Annotated in this window: 16 protein-coding genes; 11 read left to right on the forward strand and 5 right to left on the reverse strand. The window is 42.0% G+C overall.

Annotation, left to right across the window (positions count from 1 at the left end):
• Positions 1-86: 86 nt before the first annotated feature.
• The 10 genes from JWQ85_RS11325 (at position 87) to JWQ85_RS11370 (ending at position 12,296) form a co-directional block, all read left to right on the forward strand.
• Positions 87-1,553: a NuoM family protein gene (locus JWQ85_RS11325; protein WP_299467955.1), complete on the forward strand. Its 1,467-nt coding sequence runs from the start codon at positions 87-89 to the stop codon at positions 1,551-1,553.
• 16 nt (positions 1,554-1,569) lie between these two features.
• Positions 1,570-2,949: an NADH-quinone oxidoreductase subunit N gene (locus JWQ85_RS11330; protein WP_299467957.1), complete on the forward strand. Its 1,380-nt coding sequence runs from the start codon at positions 1,570-1,572 to the stop codon at positions 2,947-2,949.
• Between the two features lie 54 nt (positions 2,950-3,003).
• Positions 3,004-3,642: a VTT domain-containing protein gene (locus JWQ85_RS11335; protein ID WP_299467959.1), complete on the forward strand. Its 639-nt coding sequence runs from the start codon at positions 3,004-3,006 to the stop codon at positions 3,640-3,642.
• A gap of 18 nt (positions 3,643-3,660) precedes the next feature.
• Complete coding sequence (locus JWQ85_RS11340; protein ID WP_256540680.1) at positions 3,661-4,206, forward strand: inorganic diphosphatase; 546 nt, start codon at positions 3,661-3,663, stop codon at positions 4,204-4,206.
• A gap of 8 nt (positions 4,207-4,214) precedes the next feature.
• A complete protein-coding gene (locus JWQ85_RS11345; RefSeq protein WP_299467966.1) occupies positions 4,215-5,555 on the forward strand; it encodes a hemolysin family protein in 1,341 nt (446 codons plus the stop codon).
• A 247-nt stretch (positions 5,556-5,802) separates the two neighbouring features.
• Complete coding sequence (locus JWQ85_RS11350; RefSeq protein ID WP_299467968.1) at positions 5,803-6,510, forward strand: 16S rRNA (uracil(1498)-N(3))-methyltransferase; 708 nt, start codon at positions 5,803-5,805, stop codon at positions 6,508-6,510.
• Positions 6,511-6,590: 80 nt separating this feature from the next.
• A complete protein-coding gene (locus JWQ85_RS11355) occupies positions 6,591-7,175 on the forward strand; it encodes a DUF4159 domain-containing protein (protein ID WP_299467984.1) in 585 nt (194 codons plus the stop codon).
• Positions 7,176-7,230: 55 nt separating this feature from the next.
• Positions 7,231-7,728 (forward strand): acetyl-CoA carboxylase biotin carboxyl carrier protein subunit, encoded by a 498-nt coding sequence (locus JWQ85_RS11360; RefSeq protein WP_299467970.1) that lies wholly within the window; start codon positions 7,231-7,233, stop codon positions 7,726-7,728.
• Positions 7,729-7,837: 109 nt separating this feature from the next.
• On the forward strand, positions 7,838-10,927 hold the full coding sequence (locus tag JWQ85_RS11365) for a TonB-dependent receptor (RefSeq protein WP_299467972.1): 3,090 nt from the start codon (positions 7,838-7,840) through the stop codon (positions 10,925-10,927).
• Positions 10,928-10,943: 16 nt separating this feature from the next.
• A complete protein-coding gene (locus JWQ85_RS11370) occupies positions 10,944-12,296 on the forward strand; it encodes a RagB/SusD family nutrient uptake outer membrane protein (RefSeq protein WP_299467974.1) in 1,353 nt (450 codons plus the stop codon).
• A gap of 61 nt (positions 12,297-12,357) precedes the next feature.
• On the opposite strand, the gene JWQ85_RS11375 is transcribed toward JWQ85_RS11370, so the two are convergent.
• The 4 genes from JWQ85_RS11375 to JWQ85_RS11390 form a co-directional block, all read right to left on the reverse strand.
• Positions 12,358-12,927: an NUDIX hydrolase gene (locus tag JWQ85_RS11375; RefSeq protein ID WP_299467976.1), complete on the reverse strand. Its 570-nt coding sequence runs from the start codon at positions 12,925-12,927 to the stop codon at positions 12,358-12,360.
• A gap of 63 nt (positions 12,928-12,990) precedes the next feature.
• Positions 12,991-13,782, reverse strand: a complete 792-nt coding sequence (locus JWQ85_RS11380) for a YgcG family protein (RefSeq protein ID WP_367186204.1) — start codon at positions 13,780-13,782, stop codon at positions 12,991-12,993.
• A gap of 6 nt (positions 13,783-13,788) precedes the next feature.
• The gene (locus JWQ85_RS11385; RefSeq protein ID WP_299467978.1) at positions 13,789-14,223 is read right to left on the reverse strand and encodes a TPM domain-containing protein; all 435 of its coding nucleotides are present in this window, start codon (positions 14,221-14,223) and stop codon (positions 13,789-13,791) included.
• A 121-nt stretch (positions 14,224-14,344) separates the two neighbouring features.
• The gene (locus tag JWQ85_RS11390) at positions 14,345-14,923 is read right to left on the reverse strand and encodes a LemA family protein (RefSeq protein ID WP_299467980.1); all 579 of its coding nucleotides are present in this window, start codon (positions 14,921-14,923) and stop codon (positions 14,345-14,347) included.
• A 204-nt stretch (positions 14,924-15,127) separates the two neighbouring features.
• On the opposite strand from JWQ85_RS11390, the gene JWQ85_RS11395 reads away from it, so the two are divergent.
• Complete coding sequence (locus tag JWQ85_RS11395) at positions 15,128-17,416, forward strand: GH92 family glycosyl hydrolase (RefSeq protein ID WP_299467981.1); 2,289 nt, start codon at positions 15,128-15,130, stop codon at positions 17,414-17,416.
• 216 nt (positions 17,417-17,632) lie between these two features.
• Here JWQ85_RS11395 and JWQ85_RS11400 read toward each other — a convergent pair whose 3' ends face one another.
• A complete protein-coding gene (locus JWQ85_RS11400; protein ID WP_299467983.1) occupies positions 17,633-18,202 on the reverse strand; it encodes an RNA polymerase sigma factor in 570 nt (189 codons plus the stop codon).
• Between the last annotated feature and the right edge of the window lie 454 nt (positions 18,203-18,656).

Consider the following 18,656-nt stretch of genomic DNA (forward strand, 5'->3'; position numbering starts at 1 on the left):
TACATATTTATGATGGTGGTAGGTATTATTGCCATTTTGGTGTACAGTTTAATTAAAATATAAGCGCTTAGCGTTTACCATATAAAATGACGGTTAGCATTTTACTTTTTTTACCGATTGTTGCAGCCCTTTTAGTGCTGTTGTTTAAGAACGAAACAGTGAAACACGCGGCGCTGTTCTTCGCCCTTGTGGAACTTGGCATAGCCGCTTATTTTTTAGCAAGTTTCGTTCCCGATGCATCTGTACAGTATGCCATTGACGCGCCATGGATCCCAAAAATGGGTATTTACTTTAGCGCGGGTATTGATGGTATCAGTATGATAATGGTGTTATTGACCACCGTACTTGTCCCCCTCATCATTTTAACAACCTACAAGCATGAGTATAAAAACGCGAAAGCCTTTTATGCGCTGATATTGTTTATGCAGGCCGGCTTGTTAACCGTATTTACAGCATTGGATGGTTTCTTATTCTATGTAGGATGGGAAGCAGCATTGATCCCTATCTATTTTATCTGCGCGTTATGGGGTGGCGAAAACCGCATTCGCATCAATATTAAATTTTTCATCTACACCTTTGCTGGTTCATTATTTATGCTGTTGGGTATTATTTACCTGTACCTGCAAACACCAACCAAGGTATACGATCTTAAGTCGTTTTACGAACTTAGCTTAACGCTAACCCAGCAATCATGGGTTTTCTGGGCGTTCTTTATAGCGTTTGCTATCAAAATGCCGATATTCCCGTTCCATACCTGGCAGCCGGATACTTACACCGAAGCGCCATCAGCAGGTACCATGATGTTATCAGGTATTATGCTAAAGATGGGTATCTACGGCGTTATCCGCTGGTTGATACCTAATGCCCCTGCAGGTTTCTTGCAATGGCAAAACCTGGTTATGATATTATCGGTAATTGGTATTGTATATGCTTCGCTGATAGCCTTTAATCAAAAGGATGGTAAACGTTTGGTGGCTTATTCATCAATCGCCCACGTTGGCCTTATAGCTGCCGGTATCTTCGCATGGACAACGCAAGGGGTACAAGGCGCCATGATACAAATGCTTAGCCACGGTATAAACGTGGTGGGTATGTTCTTTATTTGGGATATCATTAGCCGCCGTTTAAACACCCGCGACATTAGCCAGATGGGTGGCATTGCCAAAGTAGCCCCTAATTTTTCTATCGCGTTTTTAATTATCCTTTTAGGCACAGTAGCCCTGCCATTAACCAACGGTTTTGTTGGTGAGTTTCTATTACTGAAAGGCGTATTTAACTATAACATTTGGTTTGCCGCGGTTGCAGGTTTAACCATCATATTTGGAGCGGTATATATGCTGCGTATGTACAAGAATGTAATGCAGGGCGAAACCAATGAACTAACAGCTATTTTTACCGATATAAGCGGTTCAGAGAAATTGGTGCTTGGAATTATATGCCTGTTAATTATTGGCATAGGGGTGTATCCGCAGCCTATTCTGCATATATCAGAAGCGGCGGTTACCAATTTGGTTAACACAGTAAGTGCAAAGTTTAATAATGCTCAATTTTAATACAGATATAAAATAAATGACTACACTAATAATCATATCTGTTTTACCCATCGTAATATTATACCTGGGTTTATATAAAGTTCAAAAGGCCTTATTGCCGGTAACCGTTGTAGGTTTATTGGCAGCTTTAGGTGCCGCTGTATTGCAATGGGATAATAACGCCGAGCCTATTTATCACGGCATGATGCTGTTCAATAATTTCTCGGTTGCGTTTTCTGTTGTAAGTATTGTTTCAACGATATTAATATTATTGCTTTCTAAAGGATATTTTGAAAGGATAAGCAACCATATTGCAGAGTATTATGCTATAATCCTATTCTCGTTAGTGGGTATTATTGTAATGGTATCTTACCATAACTTAACCATGTTGTTCATCGGTATCGAGATCATGTCGGTTAGTTTATATATCCTGGCAGGGATCCGTAAAAGCGATTTCGCGTCAAATGAAGCAGCTTTAAAATACTTTTTAATGGGAGCATTTTCAACCGGCTTCCTGTTATTTGGTATCACATTGATATATGGTTCTTCGGGTTCATTTGATCTGGATGTGATCCGCGACTGGGTAGTAACCCATCCACGTAATATCGACCCATTATTTTACACCGGGATAATGCTTATTATCATTGGCCTTTGCTTTAAGGTTGGTGCTGCACCCTTTCACTTCTGGACACCTGATGTTTATGAAGGCGCACCATCGCTGATCACTTTGTTTATGTCTACAGTGGTTAAGGTGGCAGGTTTCGCGGCATTCCTGAGGTTATTCTCTGCTTGTTTTTTAACTATCGCAGGTTTCTGGACACCGGTATTATTGGTTATTACCATCATCACCTTATTTATTGGCAACATAACAGCCCTGTACCAGCAAAGCTTTAAACGCATGATGGCTTTTTCGAGCATATCACATGCGGGTTATCTGTTGTTCGCGATAGTAGCTTTAGGCGCAGGTTCTGCTAATTCCATATTTGTATATGCTACAGCATATTCAATCGCCTCTATCATCGCCTTTGGCGCCCTTATTCTGGTAAGGCAGCAAACCGGCAGCGATAACTTTGAAGGGTTTAACGGGTTGGCAAAAAAGAATCCTTTCCTGGCGTTGGTACTTACGGTAAGTATGCTATCATTAGCGGGTATACCCCTTACCGCCGGTTTCATTGGTAAATTCTTCATGTTCAGTGGCGCATTGGCACATTATAATTTCTGGCTGGTAATTATTGCGGTGGTGAATGCAATCATCAGCATATTTTATTATTTCAGGGTTATTATTGCTATGTACTTCCGTAGTGCCGAACGTGCGGAGGTTGAAGTGCCGGCTTATTACAAGTTTGTTTTAGGCTTCTCTGCTGTCGTAACCATCGTAATCGGTATCTATCCTGCGTTTATATCCAGTCTTATTTAATAAGGGCATTAACTACAATTTGATTTAATATTTGTAGTTTTACGGATATAGTTAATGGAAAATATTTGGGAATACCTTCAAAATTTAACCGACGCACAGTCTATTTTAAGTAGTGGTGGGTTTTACCTGTTACTTATAGTAGTATTTGCCGAAACCGGTTTATTTTTTGGGTTCTTTTTACCGGGCGATTATTTACTGTTTCTTGCAGGCTTGTTAAGTGCCGCCGGTATTATCCAGGTCCCTATATATACATTGGTGCTTTCGTTGATAGCCGCGGGTATTTTAGGGAATTACACAGGCTACTGGTTTGGCTACCGAACGGGGCCGGTATTATTCAGTAAGAACGATTCTTTCTTTTTTAAGAAGCGCTACATAGCCGTAGCCGAAGAGTTTTACGCCAAATATGGTGGCATGGCTTTGATTTTAGGCAGATTTTTCCCCATAGTTAGAACATTTGCCCCTATATTTGCAGGTGTTGTACGGGTTGACCTTAAAAAGTTTACTATTTACAATATTGTAGGCAGCGTAGCCTGGGTAACAACCTTAACCTTAACCGGTTATTTTTTGGGTAGGCGCTTCCCCGAACTAAAAGATTATCTGGAGTACATAGTACTTGGTTTGATAATTCTTACATCAATTCCGCTGATTATTGCTTTTGTGAGAAAACGGTATGCAAAGTCAAAAGAACAATAAAATATAACATATATATACATGAGCACACAACATCCCTGGCATCAGGTTTCACCGGGTGATAATATTCCTGAGATAGTAAACGCGATAATTGAGATACCTAAAGGATCTAAAGCGAAATATGAGATAGATAAAGAATCGGGCTTATTAAAGCTTGATCGTGTATTGTTCTCATCAGTAATGTATCCGGCCAATTACGGTTTCATCCCGCAAACTTATTGTGATGATAATGACCCATTAGATATTCTTGTACTTTGCTCGATAGACGTTTTCCCAATGTCTATCATCGAAGCTAAAGTAGTAGGTGTAATGCATATGGTTGATAACGGTGAACAGGATGATAAGATCATCGCGGTAGCAAAAAACGACATGTCTGTTAATTATATAAACGACCTATCTGAATTGCCTCCACATGCCATGAAAGAAATTGTACGCTTTTTTAGCGATTATAAAGTACTTGAGGGTAAGAATGTTACCATTGAGCACTTGTTAGGCGTACGCTACGCGCATAAAGTTATCCAAGAAAGTTTAGAGTTATATAAGTCTACTTTCCCTGTTTACAAATAAAATAATTAATGGACCCCGCACATTACGAAATTAGTGTTTTCTACATTTTCGCAACCATATTCCTGGTACTGCTAAACGGTTTCTTTGTGGCAGCAGAGTTTGCCATGGTTAGGGTTAGAGGGTCACAAATTGAACTAAGGGCCAAGTCGGGCAGCGGCGTAGCCAAAGTTGCACGAGGCATACTACATAATTTAGATGGTTACCTGGCTGCTACACAGTTGGGTATTACCATTGCTTCCCTGGCGCTTGGTGTGGTGGGCGAAGGAGTGGTTACCAACATCGTATTAAGAGGCTTTTTATCTGTAGGTATTGAGCTTACTCCCGCTTTTGTTACCACCAGCCATATTCTATCATTTGTTGTAATAACCGTATTGCATATTGTATTTGGTGAGTTGGCGCCAAAGTCGCTGGCTATACAAAAATCAGCAGGAACGGTTATGGCAGTATCTGTACCGTTACGTTTTTTCTTTTTAGTTTTTAGACCCGCCATTTGGTTACTAAACGGATTTGCCAATTTTATATTAAAACTTTTTGGTATCACCACTTTAGAAGGCGGTGAAACACACCATAGTTCCGAAGAATTACAATACCTGTTAGAGCAGGGAAGGGAAACCGGCGCGCTCGACTCCAACGAACACGAACTGATACAAAATGTGTTTGATTTTAACGAGCGTGTGGTGAAAAATATCATGGTGCCGCGTACCAAAATATCGGGCATTGAGGTTGGCACCGGGAAAGAAGAACTCCTGGAACTACTGATAACCGAAGGCTACTCGCGTATGCCGGTTTACGATGAGGTTATTGATAAGATAATAGGCATTGTTCACGCTAAAGATATTCTGCCATTACTGGCCCGTAACGAGCCAATTGTGTTGAGAGATATTATCCGCAAACCCTATTTTATACCGGAGACCAAGAAAATAAACGACCTAATGGCCGAGTTGCAGCAAAAGCGCATACAGATAGCCATTGTATCTGACGAGTTTGGTGGTACCGCCGGTATGGTTACCCTGGAGGATATTGTTGAAGAGCTGGTAGGGGAGATACAGGATGAGTTTGATGAAGAAAAACCTATTGTTGAGAAACTGAACGACCGCGAATTTGTGGTGAATGCCCTTGCGCCGATATACGACGTAAATGAGCACCTGCCGCATGACTTGCCCGAGGATGGCGATTTTGATACCGTATCCGGGTGGTTGGGACATATATTTGGTAAAATACCTGACGTGGGAGAGCAGAAAGAAAGTAACGGTTACAATATTACCGTACTAAAAAAATCTGATCAGAACATTGAATCTGTAAAGCTGGAGCTACTGATAAACGAAGAGGATACTGTAGATTTGCATTGATTTTTTGTTGAGCAATAGTGCATAGGAGGCTCCCCTGGAGCCAGGGTAATTTCATTGGTAATTTTCTATAAACACGAAACTCCTATGGAGTTTTACAATCGTAAATAGGTTTTCTGAAAATCCCGGAACGGGTATTTGTTGTTTAAACACATGGAGTTAGTATATTCGTAAAAGCTCCGGAGGAGCACCATGTTTATAGAAAACAATTATCAAAATATACGGCTCCATAGGAGCCACCTCTAATAAAATGCAGCTTTTTTACACACCTGACATTGACCCCTCATTATCCCAATACTTTTTAAGCGAGGAGGAAAGCAAACATGCCGTACGCGTGCTGCGCCTTGCTGTTGGCGACGAGGTGACCCTGATAGACGGTAAAGGCGGTCTATATAAAGCCGAAATAAAAGACGCGCACCCAAAGCGCACCATATTGCAAATAAACCAGGTTACCACAGAGTTTAATAAGCGTAACCATTACCTGCACATTGCTATAGCACCCACAAAAAATTTAGACAGGGTAGAGTGGTTTTTAGAAAAAGCCACCGAAATAGGTATCGATGAGATCTCGCTCATTATCTGCCAGCGGTCTGAACGGAAAGAGGCTAAGGCCGAGCGCTTGAACAAGATCATAACATCAGCTATAAAGCAGTCTATAAAAGCTTACCACCCTGTTTTGAATGCGCCGGTTAATTTGAGCCAATTTTTAAAGCAACCATTTGAAGGTCAAAAATTTATCGCCCATTGCGATAATGGCGAAAAAACAGAACTTGCACAATCTATTGAAAAACAAAACCGTTATTTAATACTAATAGGCCCCGAAGGTGACTTTACCCCTGCTGAAGTGGATACTGCTTTGCAGAACGGATATAAAGCTATAACTTTAGGTGAAAGCCGTTTACGTACCGAAACGGCCGCCCTTGAAGCCTGCTTCGAGGTGAATTTTTTAAACCGCTAAATGTGAGAAGATCTTTTTTTGTTACCGTAGCTATTGCCCTGGTGTTTTGCATTAGCAGCTTTACTGCGCCGTCATACAAAATGGGGAGGCTTAAATATAACGGTGGTGGCGACTGGTACGGCGACCGTACCGCATTAGTTAATCTCATCAAATTTTGCAACGAAAACTTAAAAACAAATTTCCAGCCCGAAGAAGAGATTGTTGAGGTAGGGAGCGAGCAGATCTTCAATTATCCGTTTGTGTTTATGACCGGGCATGGCAACGTGATATTTAGTGATCAGGAAGCGCGCAACCTGCGTAAGTATTTAACAGGTGGCGGCTTTTTGCATATCGATGATAACTATGGGTTTGATAAATTTATTCGCCCGCAAATGAAAAGGGTTTTCCCCGAACTGGAATTTGTGGAGCTGCCAACCAATTATGCCATCTATCACCAGAAATATAATTTCCCTACAGGTTTGCCCAAAATACACGAGCATGATGGCAAACGCCCGCAAGGTTTCGGGCTCATATACAAAGGGCGCCTGGTGTGTTTCTACACTTATGAGTGCGATTTAGGTAATGGCTGGGAGGATTATGGCACCTATGCCGGCGACAGCCAGGAAGCGCGCCTAAAGGCCTTAAGAATGGGCGCCAATCTCATTCAATATATATTTACCAAATAAGAGTAAATATTCTGTTAATTCTTAAATTCGGAAATTCAGGTTCAGATAATATTTTATGCACAAAATAAAGGTTAATAATAAGCACGATTTTGAAGTGGACAGAAAGGGTGACACCCTACTGGTGAATAATAATACTATCAACGCCGATATTAAACAATTGAACGATCTGCTATACCATATTATTAACGAAAATGGTTCCTATAATGCCGAGGTGGTGAGCTTTGACCGCGAAGCAAAAACCGCCGAAATAAAGGTGAACAACAATATTTATACACTTACCGCCAAAGACCAGTTTGATGTACTGCTTGACAAGATGGGCCTAAGCAGTTTAATGGCTGCCAAGGTAAGCGAGATAAAGGCCCCTATGCCGGGCATGGTACTGAAAGTGCTTGTAGAAGAGGGCGCCGAAGTTAAGAAAGGCGAAAATCTGTTTGTGCTGGAAGCTATGAAGATGGAGAACATCATTAAATCGACGGCAGATGTTACCGTAAAAACCATTAAAATAAAACCCGGGGATAAGGTAGAAAAAGGACAGATACTGATGATGTTTTAACTTAACTGCCTATAAATCAAAACAAAAGGTATAATTTTATTATGCCTTTTGTTGTTTTGTAACAATTAAATTACGAACTTGATAGTCACATCCACTAAATCGATAGACTATGAAGAAAATTTTACTTTTATTTCTGTTGTTATTTACAGTTACCGTAGCCATCTGTCAAACAAAAGTGATAACTGGCAAGGTAACAGATCAGAAAGACGGTTCGGCGTTACCAGGGGTAACAGTAACCGTTAAAGGTTCGCCTACTATTGGTATGCAAACAGACGTTAACGGGGGCTACCGGCTACTTGTACCGGCTGATGCCAAAATATTAAGCTTCAGTTTTATAGGCTATAAAAACGTAGAATTACCCATTACAGGGACAGTAATTAACACCCAGTTAGGGGTAGACTCTAAACAACTTACCGAAGTCTTAGTTGTGGGTTATGGTACACAAAAGCGCCAGAATGTTACAGGTTCTATCTCATCTATTTCTGCAAAAGAGATAGAAGGTACGCCTGCCACATCATTAGAACAGGCTATACAGGGGAAATCTGCCGGGGTGTTTATCCAATCGGATAACGGTAAACTTGGACAGGGTATTTCTGTAAGGGTGCGGGGTTCATCATCGGTATCAGCAGGTACGCAGCCTTTATATGTGTTGGATGGTATCCCAATAACTACCAATAACTTGTCAAGTACGGAAGCACCTACTAACCCGATTGCCGATATCAACTTTAACGATGTCGAGTCTATACAAATATTGAAGGATGCGTCTGCATCTGCTATATATGGTGCCAGAGCTTCAAATGGTGTAGTGGTTATTACTACTAAAAAGGGCAAGGAAGGTGCAACTAAAATAAATTTCTCGGCACAATATGGCTTTAGCAAACCATCAAGGCACCGTAAGTTTTTAGATGCCACCCAGTTTGTAAAATATGTACAGCGCGAAGGTGTTGGTGCGGCCAAGCAGGATTTTGCCGCAGGTTTTTACGATACGCTTGATGAAGCCCTGGCCGATTACGAGAGCATTATTAACGATGACCTTACTTACTACGCGGCCGACAATGCCGACTATGCAAATGGTAAAGTTAATACCGATTGGGAAAAACTTGCCTACCAAAGCGCTCCGCAAATGCAGTACGATCTTAACCTATCCGGCGGGAATGATAAAACAACCTATTACATAGGGGGGCAGTATCTTGATCAGGATGGGATATTAGTAGGAAACAGCTTTAAGCGCTATTCAAGCAGAATAAACCTTGATAATAAGATTACATCGAAACTTAGCGTTGGCATAAACTTAAGTTTTGCCAACACTATAAATAACCGTGTATCAAATGATAACGCGTTTAGTACACCATTGCAACTTGTAGCGTTATCGCCAATAACACCACTAAATGACCCGCGTACAGGTTTGCTAAGCGGTAGCCTACCCGGCGAAGCAGAAGATTATCCTTTATATTACAACCCTTTGCTTGCGGTTGATAATGCCCGTTATAAAGCAACCGTTTTCCGTACTATTGGTAACGTATATGGCAATCTTGAAATAGCCAAAGGGCTTACCTTCCGGACTGAATTTGGCGTTGACCAGTTAAACCAGGCAGAAGATAGCTATTATGGAAGCTTAACATTCCGCAACACGGGTACCGATAATGGCTTTGGGCAAAATACCACTACACAGGTATTAAACTTTAATACCAACAACTACTTTACCTATAAACATACATTTGCTGAAAAGCATGCGCTCGACCTCACATTAGGTACCAGTTACCAGCGATCAAGAACCACGGGTAACGATGTGCAAGGGCAGGAATTCCCCTCAGATGCGTTTAAGAAAATTTCTGCCGCGGCATCAATCACATCGGGTTCTTCATTTGATGATTCCTACAGCTTCCTGTCGTATTTCTTTAGAGCTAATTACGCTTTTGCTGGTAAATACTTAATATCAGGTAGCGCTCGTACAGATGGATCTTCGCGATTTGGGGCTAATAAGCGTTATGGCTTTTTCCCTGCCGGTTCATTGGGCTGGATAATATCTGAGGAGGAATTTTTAAAAAGCAGCAATACCATCAGTAACTTAAAGCTTAGGGTTAGCTATGGTTTAACCGGTAACGCCGAAATTGGTAATTACTCCTACCTGGGCTTATTTTCTCCGGCCAACTATAATGGCATAGGCGGGCAGGCATTTACACAACTGGCAAATCCTAACCTTAAATGGGAATCAACAGCTCAGTTGGACATAGGGGTAGATTTCGGATTTTTTAACAACAGGCTTTCCGGCTCGGTTGATTACTATGAGAAAAAAACCAAAGACCTGCTCTTAAGCGTAAATTTACCAGGTACATTGGGTATATCAACCCAAACCCAAAACCTGGGTCGGCTAAATAATAAGGGGGTAGATTTTGAACTATCAGCAGATATTTTTGTAGGCAAATTTAGATGGACCAGCAGCGTTAACGCCTCTTATCAAAAAAACGTTGTAACCTTTATTAATGGCCAGGTGTTGGGCGATAATGACCTTAACCGGGTAATTGAAGGCCAACCTATAGGTGTTTTTTACGGGCCGGAATATGCTGGTGTAAACCCGGATAACGGTGATGCATTATATTATAAAAATTCAAAGGATGCCGCCGGAAATATCGACCGCACAAAAACAAACAATTATAACGAGGCCGAGCGTGTAGTATTAGGTAACCCAAGTCCAAAATTCATTGGGGGCTTTACCAACACTTTTGGTTATAACGGGTTCGATCTTTCAATTACCATGCAAGGGGTGTTTGGCAATAAAATTTACAACAGCGGTGGCCAGTACATGAGTGCAAATGGCAGTAACGGTTATGATAACCAAACCATAGACCAGTTAGCCTATTGGGACCACCCCGGGCAAATAACAGATGTGCCCGAGCCGCGCCAGTTTTATGCTAATGGTACAGACCCATCAAGCCGGTACCTATCAAGTGGTACTTATGTGCGCTGTAAAACAGTTACATTGGGTTACACCATACCAAAAGAAATTACCCGCAAGCTTAATGTGCAAAGATTAAGAGTGTTTATGAACGCTTACAACCTGTTTTTAATTACCAAATACAATGGGTGGGATCCGGAAGTAAATTCCGATTATCAGTCGGGGAATATCAACCTCGGGGTGGATTTTTACTCGGCACCGCAACCACGTACTATTACATTTGGGGTTAATGTTAGCCTATAACTTAAATACAACAGCAATGAAAAAACATATATATACAATAGCAATAGTTGTCTTACTTAGCCTTGGGGCATGTAATAAACAACTTGATATAAAACCAACGGGCACAATTGACCAAACCCTTGCTATACGTACTAATGATGATGTACAAAGCACATTGGTTGGTACTTATAACAGTATGGGCGATGCCGACCTTTATGGCGGAGGAGTTTTTTTTGAACCGGACCTGCTGGCTACGCAGGAGATAATTGACTGGAACGGAACTTTCCAGGACCTTACCCAAATGGTAAACCAACGGATAGTAAATTCAAACGCTTTTGTGCAGGATAATTGGCTTGCCGCGTATGTTGTGATTAACCAGGCCAATAATGTATTGGCCAACCTTAAATTAGCAACCAACGACGATGAAAAGAGCCGTTGGGAGGGCGAAGCCAAATTTTTACGTGGGCTGGTTTATTTTGATTTGGTTAGGTTGTACGGTAAGGCATGGACCGATGGCGACCCGGGCACTAACCTGGGTGTACCTATTGTACTTACTCCAACCACTAAAGCCGACGAATCGGCAAAGGTGCCCAGGGCCACCGTAAGGCAAACCTATGACCAGGCAATAAAAGACCTTACAGATGCCAAAGCCTTATTGCCGGAGGATAACAGCTTTTATGCCAATAAATATGCAGCACAGGCTATTTTAGCACGCCTGTATCTGCAGCAAGGCGAATATGAAAAAGCCCGGGATGAGGCGGACGATGTAATATCATCACAGGTGTATGGGTTAAATGATAAATATGAGGATGAGTTCCCGTCAAAAAGCAAGACACATTTTGATAACACCATAGAAGATATATTTGCCATACAGGTAACGCAGCAATTAGGCACAAATGCGTTAAACACTTATTATGCCTCGGCTGGTAACGCAGGCCGTGGTGATATAAGGGTAAAAGACGAGTTTTTAGCCGAGTTTGAGCCTGGCGATGTAAGGGGCGAGTTTTACACCATAACATCTGTTAACCGCACCATGAAGTTCAATAACCAATATGGCAACATTCATGTTATACGCCTTGCCGAGCTTTACCTGATCCGGGCGGAAGCGAATAACCGCCTTGGTACAGTAGTAGGTGACTCGCCTGTAAATGATATTAATGCGTTAAAGGTACGCGCACATTTAGCACCCGTGGCAGATGTAACGCTTGATGATATTTTAATGGAAAGGCGGCATGAACTGGCATTTGAAGGAGGGTTTTTCCTGCACGATGCAAAACGCCTGCAACAGGATGTTGGACCATTGCCCTACAATTCGCCTAAGCTGGTATTTCCCATACCATTACGCGAAATTTTGGCTAACCCCAATTTGCAACAAAACGAAGGCTACTGACAATAAACATAAAAGCCCGGGACGTAATATCCCGGGCTTTTATAATATTTAGAAGCAGAGCTTATAATTCCCCCAACTTCATCAATGCGTAAAACAGCCCGGTGCAATGCAGCGCCTGGGCTATTTTATTATCAGCCAATAGTTGTTTTACTTCGGCAATGGTGTACTCTTCTACTATAAGTTCCTCATGCTCATCAAGCTGTTGCTCCTGTACTTTTTTGCCGCCTTTGGCCAGGTAGCAAAAGGTTTTATTATTTGCTGTAGATGGATTAGCGTAAACGGTGCTTATCAGTTCAATATTATCAAACTGGTAACCGGTTTCTTCTAATAGCTCGCGCAGCATGCCCGTTTCTGGGTCTTCACCATCTTCAATTACACCGCCGGGTATTTCCAGCGATACAATGTTGGCGGCATGCCTGTACTGGCGCACCATTATTACTTTATTATCTTCGGTTAATGCAACTGCATTTGCCCAGTTTGGATATTCCAGTACATAGTATTGTTCAACAATGCGGCCATCGGGCATTTCGCATTTGTCGCTGCGTAGGGTAGCCCAGGGGCCTTTATGTATATATTCGGATGAACAAGTTGTCCAGTTAAGTTCGCTCATGTGTGTTCTTGAAGTAATCATAGATGGTATTTCTTTTGGTTATTTTATCAAAAGATTCATAGTGATGCTGCGTTTCCTCGAAAACTACCAGCTACCGCTACTTCCGCCGCCGCCGCCGCTTCCGCCGCCAAAGCCGCCGAAACCACCACCACCGCCGCCGCCAGAGAAACCTCCCCAATCGCTGCCGCTGCTACGGCCTCCGCCACCCAGCATACTGCCTGCCAGGAACCACCAGAACGGGCTTGCACCGCCACGGCTGCCTATAATTCGGCCGCCACCACCGCCGCCGCCACGCTTCCGGAATATAAGGATGAGTATAACAACTACGATAATAATGATGAAACCTACAGGGCCGCCGTCACTCTTACCTTTAGCTTTTTTTGCATCGGCCTTATACTCGCCCTTCATGGCTTTAATAATATTATCAGTTGCGGCATCCAATCCGCCGTAGTAGTCGTTTTCTCTAAAACGCGGCTTCATATCATTTTGGATGATCTGCTGGGTAGTAATATCAGGCAAAGCGCCTTCGGCACCATAGCCCGTTTGGATAGACATTTTGCGGTCTTTAATGGCAACCAGCACTAAAATGCCGTTGTTTTTTTCCTTACTGCCAATTCCCCATTTTCTCAACAGCTCGGCACCATACTGATTTATATCATAATCGCCGGTTGACGGAATAATAACCACTGCTATTTGGGTAGAAGTAGAATCGTTGTACGCTGTCAGTTTATCCTCAAGTTTTATCTTATCAGATGCAGATAAGGTGTTTGTATAATCGGTAACCAGGGTGCCGGATCTTTCAGGAACATCCTGCGAGAAGGCGGTACTTATGCATAGCATCAGCCCCAGCCATAATATTGTTTTCTTTAACATCATTTGTTGTTAATTGCCATCCATAAAGGCGATGTCGTCGGGAAGTTCGTTCTTATCATTCGACGCATACGGGAAATACTTTTTCAATTGCTCGCCGGCTTCTGTAACGCCGGTAATAATACCCTCTACCAGGTTACCGTATTTAAAATGGTTCAGCATATTTTCTTTAGTCGCGTCCCAAAAATCGGCCGGAACAACACTATTAATACCTGCATCGCCAATTATGGCAAACTTACGGTCAACTGTGGCAACATATATAAGCACGCCGTTGCGCAATTTGGTTTTATGCATTTCCAGCTGTGTAAAATATTTTACAGCACGGTCCAGCGGTTCATCGCTGCAGGTTTTTTCCATACAAACGCGCACCTCGCCCGATGTGTTCTTTTCGGCATCGGCCACGGTTTTTTGTATCCGCTGCTGTTCCTCTTCGGTAAATACTGCCATCTGAGTAATTAGTGATTTAGTGAATTGTTGAATTATTGATTTATATGTATCAAATTAGTGATTTAGATATTGTCGCTTTGTGTGCTTCAATCACTAAATCACTAATTCATTAAATCAATAATTAAAATGCAACTTTTGGTGCTTTATCAGAACCGGCCTCACCCTGGAAGTATCCTTTTTCTGCAAAGCCAAATATTTTTGCAGTAATGTTAGCCGGGAACGAACGGATCTTGCTGTTATATGTTTGTACCGATTCGTTAAAATCGCGACGGGCTACAGAGATACGGTTCTCGGTGCCTTCCAATTGTACCTGCAGGTTCCTGAAAGCATCGTTGGCCCTAAGGGTAGGGTAATTTTCTGATGCAACAAGCAATCTGCCAAGCGCAGTGCTTAACTGGCCTTGTGCCTGTTGGTATTGCTGAATGCTCTCTGGTGTAAGCTTAGTTGGGTCAACCTGTATAGATGTAGCCCTTGCACGTGCATTGGTTACTTCGGTAAGTGTTCCTTTTTCAAAATTAGCTTCGCCTTTTACGGTTGATACCAGGTTGGGTATAAGGTCGCTGCGGCGTTGGTACTGGGTTTGCACCTGGCCCCATTTGCCTTTAACGTTTTCGTCAGATTTTACCATGCCATTGTAGCTGCAACCGCCCATTAAGGCTAATACTACTACAACAGCTATTACGATCAATAAATTTTTCATTGTGTGTTTTTATGTTATTTATGGTGATGTGAATTTACAAATTAGATTACAAAACCCATACCGATGTTACAAAAGGTAACAATTACGCCATAATGGCAATAATTGGCTGTGTAAATGTAATTAAATACGGCTAACAAGCTATATGATTTTATATTTGCCAATGTTAACGCATTACTGTTCACGCAATATTACCCACTTTAATAAATGAAGAAAATATTTTCCGCTCTTTTAATTTGTGCAGGCTTGCATGCGGCCGCTCAAAACACTCACGAAAATTTAGTTCAATACGTAAAACCTATTATTGGTACGCAACGTATGGGCCATACCTACCCGGGCGCAACAGTGCCGTTTGGTATGGTGCAGCTTAGCCCCGAAACTGATACCGCCGGTTACGAACTTAATGGCAAATACAACCCCAAGGTTTATGAATATTGCGCCGGTTACCAGTACGAAGATAAAACCATTGTAGGCTTTAGCCACACCCACTTTAGTGGTACAGGTCACTCAGATTTGGGCGACTTTTTAATTATGCCAACCGTTGGCCAGTTAAAATTAAACCCTGGCGTGGCTGATAAACCGGGTAGTGGTTATCGCTCGGCCTTTTCGCATGCTAATGAAATAAGCGCGGCTAATTACTATAAAGTAAAGCTGGACGCTTCAAACATTACTGCCGAAATGACCACCAGCGCACGTGTTGGTTTTCATCAATACACCTTCCCAAAATCAGATCAGTCGCATATTATATTGGACCTGATGGCTGGAATCTATAACTATCCCGACAAAACCGTTTGGACTTACGTAAAGTTGCTAAACGATAGTACACTGGTAGGTTACCGCCAAACCAATGGCTGGGCCCGTACCCGTACCCTGTACTTTGCTATGGCCTTTAACAAAAAGTTTATTCAGCACGGGTTTAAGAAATATGACAAGCGCGAAGTGTATGGCGGTTTCTGGGGGAAATTCAATCAAAGCAAGAACTTCCCTGAAATAGCAGGTAAACAGATCCGTGCTTACTTTGATTTTAAAACCGAAGAAGGCGAGAAAATAAAGATAAAATTCGCGCTATCGCCGGTGAGCATGGATGGTGCCCTGGCTAATATGCAAGCAGAAGTACCGGGCTGGGATTTTGAAAAAGTAAAAGCCGACGGACAAAAGCTTTGGGAAACCGAGCTGGAGAAAATTACGATTAATGCCAGCACCGAGCGGAAGCAGGACTTTTATACCGCCATGTATCATACCATGATCAACCCAACCATTTATATGGATGTGGACGGGCAGTACAAAGGCCTTGACCAAAATATACACAAGGCAGATGGCTTTACTAACTATACAACCTTCTCGTTATGGGATACCTATCGCGCCCTGCACCCGCTGTTTAATATTATACAGCCGCAGCGTAATGCCGATATGGTAAAATCAATGATGGTACATTTTGACCAAAGCCCCGAGAAGATGCTGCCGGTTTGGAGTAACTCTGCTAACGAGAACTGGTGCATGAGCGGTTACCACAGTGTGGCCGTAATTGCCGATGCTGTTGTTAAAGGTAATGCCCCTTTTGATGCTGAGAAAGCATTAGATGCTTGTGTAACCACAGCACGCCATCGTAGTTATGAAGGTATTGGCGAGTATATGGATAAAGGGTACATTCCTGATGAAAAAACCGGGGTATCGGTATCTAATACGTTAGAGTATGCTTATGATGATTGGGCTATAGCGCAAATGGCTAAAAAGCTGGGTAAAACAGATATCTACAACGAATTTATTAAACGTAGTGAAAACTATAAAAATGTATATGATGCTAAATCGGGCTTTATGAGGCCAAGATTAGCTGATGGTACTTTCCGCGCTAAGTTTGACCCTTTAAGCACCATTAACGAAGGTTTTATTGAAGGTAACGCCTGGAATTATACCTTATTTGCACCGCAAGACCCAACCAGTTTAATAAAACTGATGGGCGGCAATAAACGCTTTGTAGGTTACCTGGATTCGTTGTTTACAATGAACCTACCCGATAAATACTTTGCCGAAACAGAAGATATTACACGCGATGGTATTATTGGTAACTATGTGCATGGTAACGAACCATCGCACCATGTAGCATATTTATACAACTGGACAGATAAGCCATGGAAAACGCAGGAACGCATCCGTATGATATTGCCACGCATGTACAAACCAACACCTGATGGTTTAGGTGGTAATGATGATACCGGCCAAATGAGCGCCTGGTATATTTTTAGTTCGATGGGTTTTTACCCTGTAGCGCCGGGTTCTGTTGATTATTCCCTTGGCAGCCCATCTGTTAACAACGCGGTTATACAGGTTGGCAATGGTAAAACCTTTAACATAGTTGTTAAAAACCAAAGCGAGAAAAATGTTTATGTGCAGAAGATGACGCTTAACGGCAAACCATATAACAAGTTATCAATAACCCACCAGGATATTATGAATGGCGGCGAAATGGTATTTTATATGAGTGCAAAGCACAAGTAAAAGCTGGTTATCAGAGAATAGAGAGTGGTTGATTGGTTATCCGGTCAACCACTTTTTTGTTTTGGAGGATTGTTGTGGCAGTGAAGAGGTGAGGTTTCACCGGTTGATTTATTGATTAACCTGACGGGCTTGTCAGTAGGTAATCAATAAATCATGTGGAGTTAGGTTGGTATTAAATTATCTCCCTCTCTTTTTGGAGAGGGCAGGGCTGAGGTTTTATCCTGCCATGCAGTGGCTTTCTCTTAAAGCCAGTTCATTTAGCTTATTTTTAAGGAGTGTGCGGGCACGATACAATGTAGTACGCGATAATAATTCGGTCATACCCAATTTGCTGCTTATTTCCTGGTGAGAAAATCCTTCAATAGCGTACATGTTAAAAACAGAACGATAAGTGCTTGGTAATTCCAGTACCATGTTCATCAGGTCGCGGGCCTCTAAGCCGTTGTCATTATAGCTGCTGCTTACTGGGATATTTTGCCCTGCAAAGTCATCAACCAGTATAGTGCTTTTAGCTTTGCGGTAACGTGATATTGCACTGTGTACCATAATACGGCGAATCCAACCTTCCAGGCTTCCTTCGCCACGGTAGTTGTTCATGTTTTTAAACATTTTTATAAAGCCTTCCTGTAATATATCCTGTGCTTCGTCTTTATCTTTAGCATAGCGCATGCAAACCGCAAGCATTTTTGGCGCTAACATCTTATATAACATTTCTTGTTGTTTGCGATCGTTACGCATACATCCCTCCCAGAGTGTTTGTAAGCGATTATCAACGGTAGTCATCATTTTTTTACTATTTAATTCTATTTCGACATATGCCAAAATTCAGCCTAAATTATAACTAATTGATAATCAGTTAAATTACTTTAAAATGACTTGTGTAAGTGTTCGCTATCGTACAGTTACCGTTCTTTACCGTACGGAAGCAATTAGGGTAGGTTTAAGAATGTAATACGCCCACTGAAAGCTGATTTAACCACAGAGGACACGAGATTATCTTAAATATTAGCACAGAGGACACAGAGAATATCAATTCATTATTTAAGATAATAACTCTGTTTGCTCTGTGAAAAACTCCGTGCCCTCTGTGGTTAAAATAAGAATGCAAACTGCCCACTAAAAACTGCTAACTGAATACTTATCTTTGCCCCATCCGGGATAAAAACCCGGCATTGCAACATGACAAAAGAAGTAGAAATTGTTTGCCCCCCAGGGCAACAGGAAGATGAAGCGGTTTTAA

Origin of the sequence: Mucilaginibacter sp. (genome assembly GCF_028288105.1) — a bacterium.
Lineage (GTDB): Bacteria > Bacteroidota > Bacteroidia > Sphingobacteriales > Sphingobacteriaceae > Mucilaginibacter.

What these genes read in the sequence shown, in the direction of transcription:
- JWQ85_RS11325 (WP_299467955.1), top strand. Translation starts at nt 87, where the DNA reads ATGACGGTTAGCATTTTACTTTTTTTACCGATTGTTGCAGCCCTTTTA.
- JWQ85_RS11330 (WP_299467957.1), top strand. Translation starts at nt 1,570, where the DNA reads ATGACTACACTAATAATCATATCTGTTTTACCCATCGTAATATTATAC.
- JWQ85_RS11335 (WP_299467959.1), top strand. Translation starts at nt 3,004, where the DNA reads ATGGAAAATATTTGGGAATACCTTCAAAATTTAACCGACGCACAGTCT.
- JWQ85_RS11340 (WP_256540680.1), top strand. Translation starts at nt 3,661, where the DNA reads ATGAGCACACAACATCCCTGGCATCAGGTTTCACCGGGTGATAATATT.
- JWQ85_RS11345 (WP_299467966.1), top strand. Translation starts at nt 4,215, where the DNA reads ATGGACCCCGCACATTACGAAATTAGTGTTTTCTACATTTTCGCAACC.
- JWQ85_RS11350 (WP_299467968.1), top strand. Translation starts at nt 5,803, where the DNA reads ATGCAGCTTTTTTACACACCTGACATTGACCCCTCATTATCCCAATAC.
- JWQ85_RS11355 (WP_299467984.1), top strand. Translation starts at nt 6,591, where the DNA reads ATGGGGAGGCTTAAATATAACGGTGGTGGCGACTGGTACGGCGACCGT.
- JWQ85_RS11360 (WP_299467970.1), top strand. Translation starts at nt 7,231, where the DNA reads ATGCACAAAATAAAGGTTAATAATAAGCACGATTTTGAAGTGGACAGA.
- JWQ85_RS11365 (WP_299467972.1), top strand. Translation starts at nt 7,838, where the DNA reads ATGAAGAAAATTTTACTTTTATTTCTGTTGTTATTTACAGTTACCGTA.
- JWQ85_RS11370 (WP_299467974.1), top strand. Translation starts at nt 10,944, where the DNA reads ATGAAAAAACATATATATACAATAGCAATAGTTGTCTTACTTAGCCTT.
- JWQ85_RS11375 (WP_299467976.1), bottom strand. Translation starts at nt 12,927, where the DNA reads ATGATTACTTCAAGAACACACATGAGCGAACTTAACTGGACAACTTGT.
- JWQ85_RS11380 (WP_367186204.1), bottom strand. Translation starts at nt 13,782, where the DNA reads ATGATGTTAAAGAAAACAATATTATGGCTGGGGCTGATGCTATGCATA.
- JWQ85_RS11385 (WP_299467978.1), bottom strand. Translation starts at nt 14,223, where the DNA reads ATGGCAGTATTTACCGAAGAGGAACAGCAGCGGATACAAAAAACCGTG.
- JWQ85_RS11390 (WP_299467980.1), bottom strand. Translation starts at nt 14,923, where the DNA reads ATGAAAAATTTATTGATCGTAATAGCTGTTGTAGTAGTATTAGCCTTA.
- JWQ85_RS11395 (WP_299467981.1), top strand. Translation starts at nt 15,128, where the DNA reads ATGAAGAAAATATTTTCCGCTCTTTTAATTTGTGCAGGCTTGCATGCG.
- JWQ85_RS11400 (WP_299467983.1), bottom strand. Translation starts at nt 18,202, where the DNA reads ATGATGACTACCGTTGATAATCGCTTACAAACACTCTGGGAGGGATGT.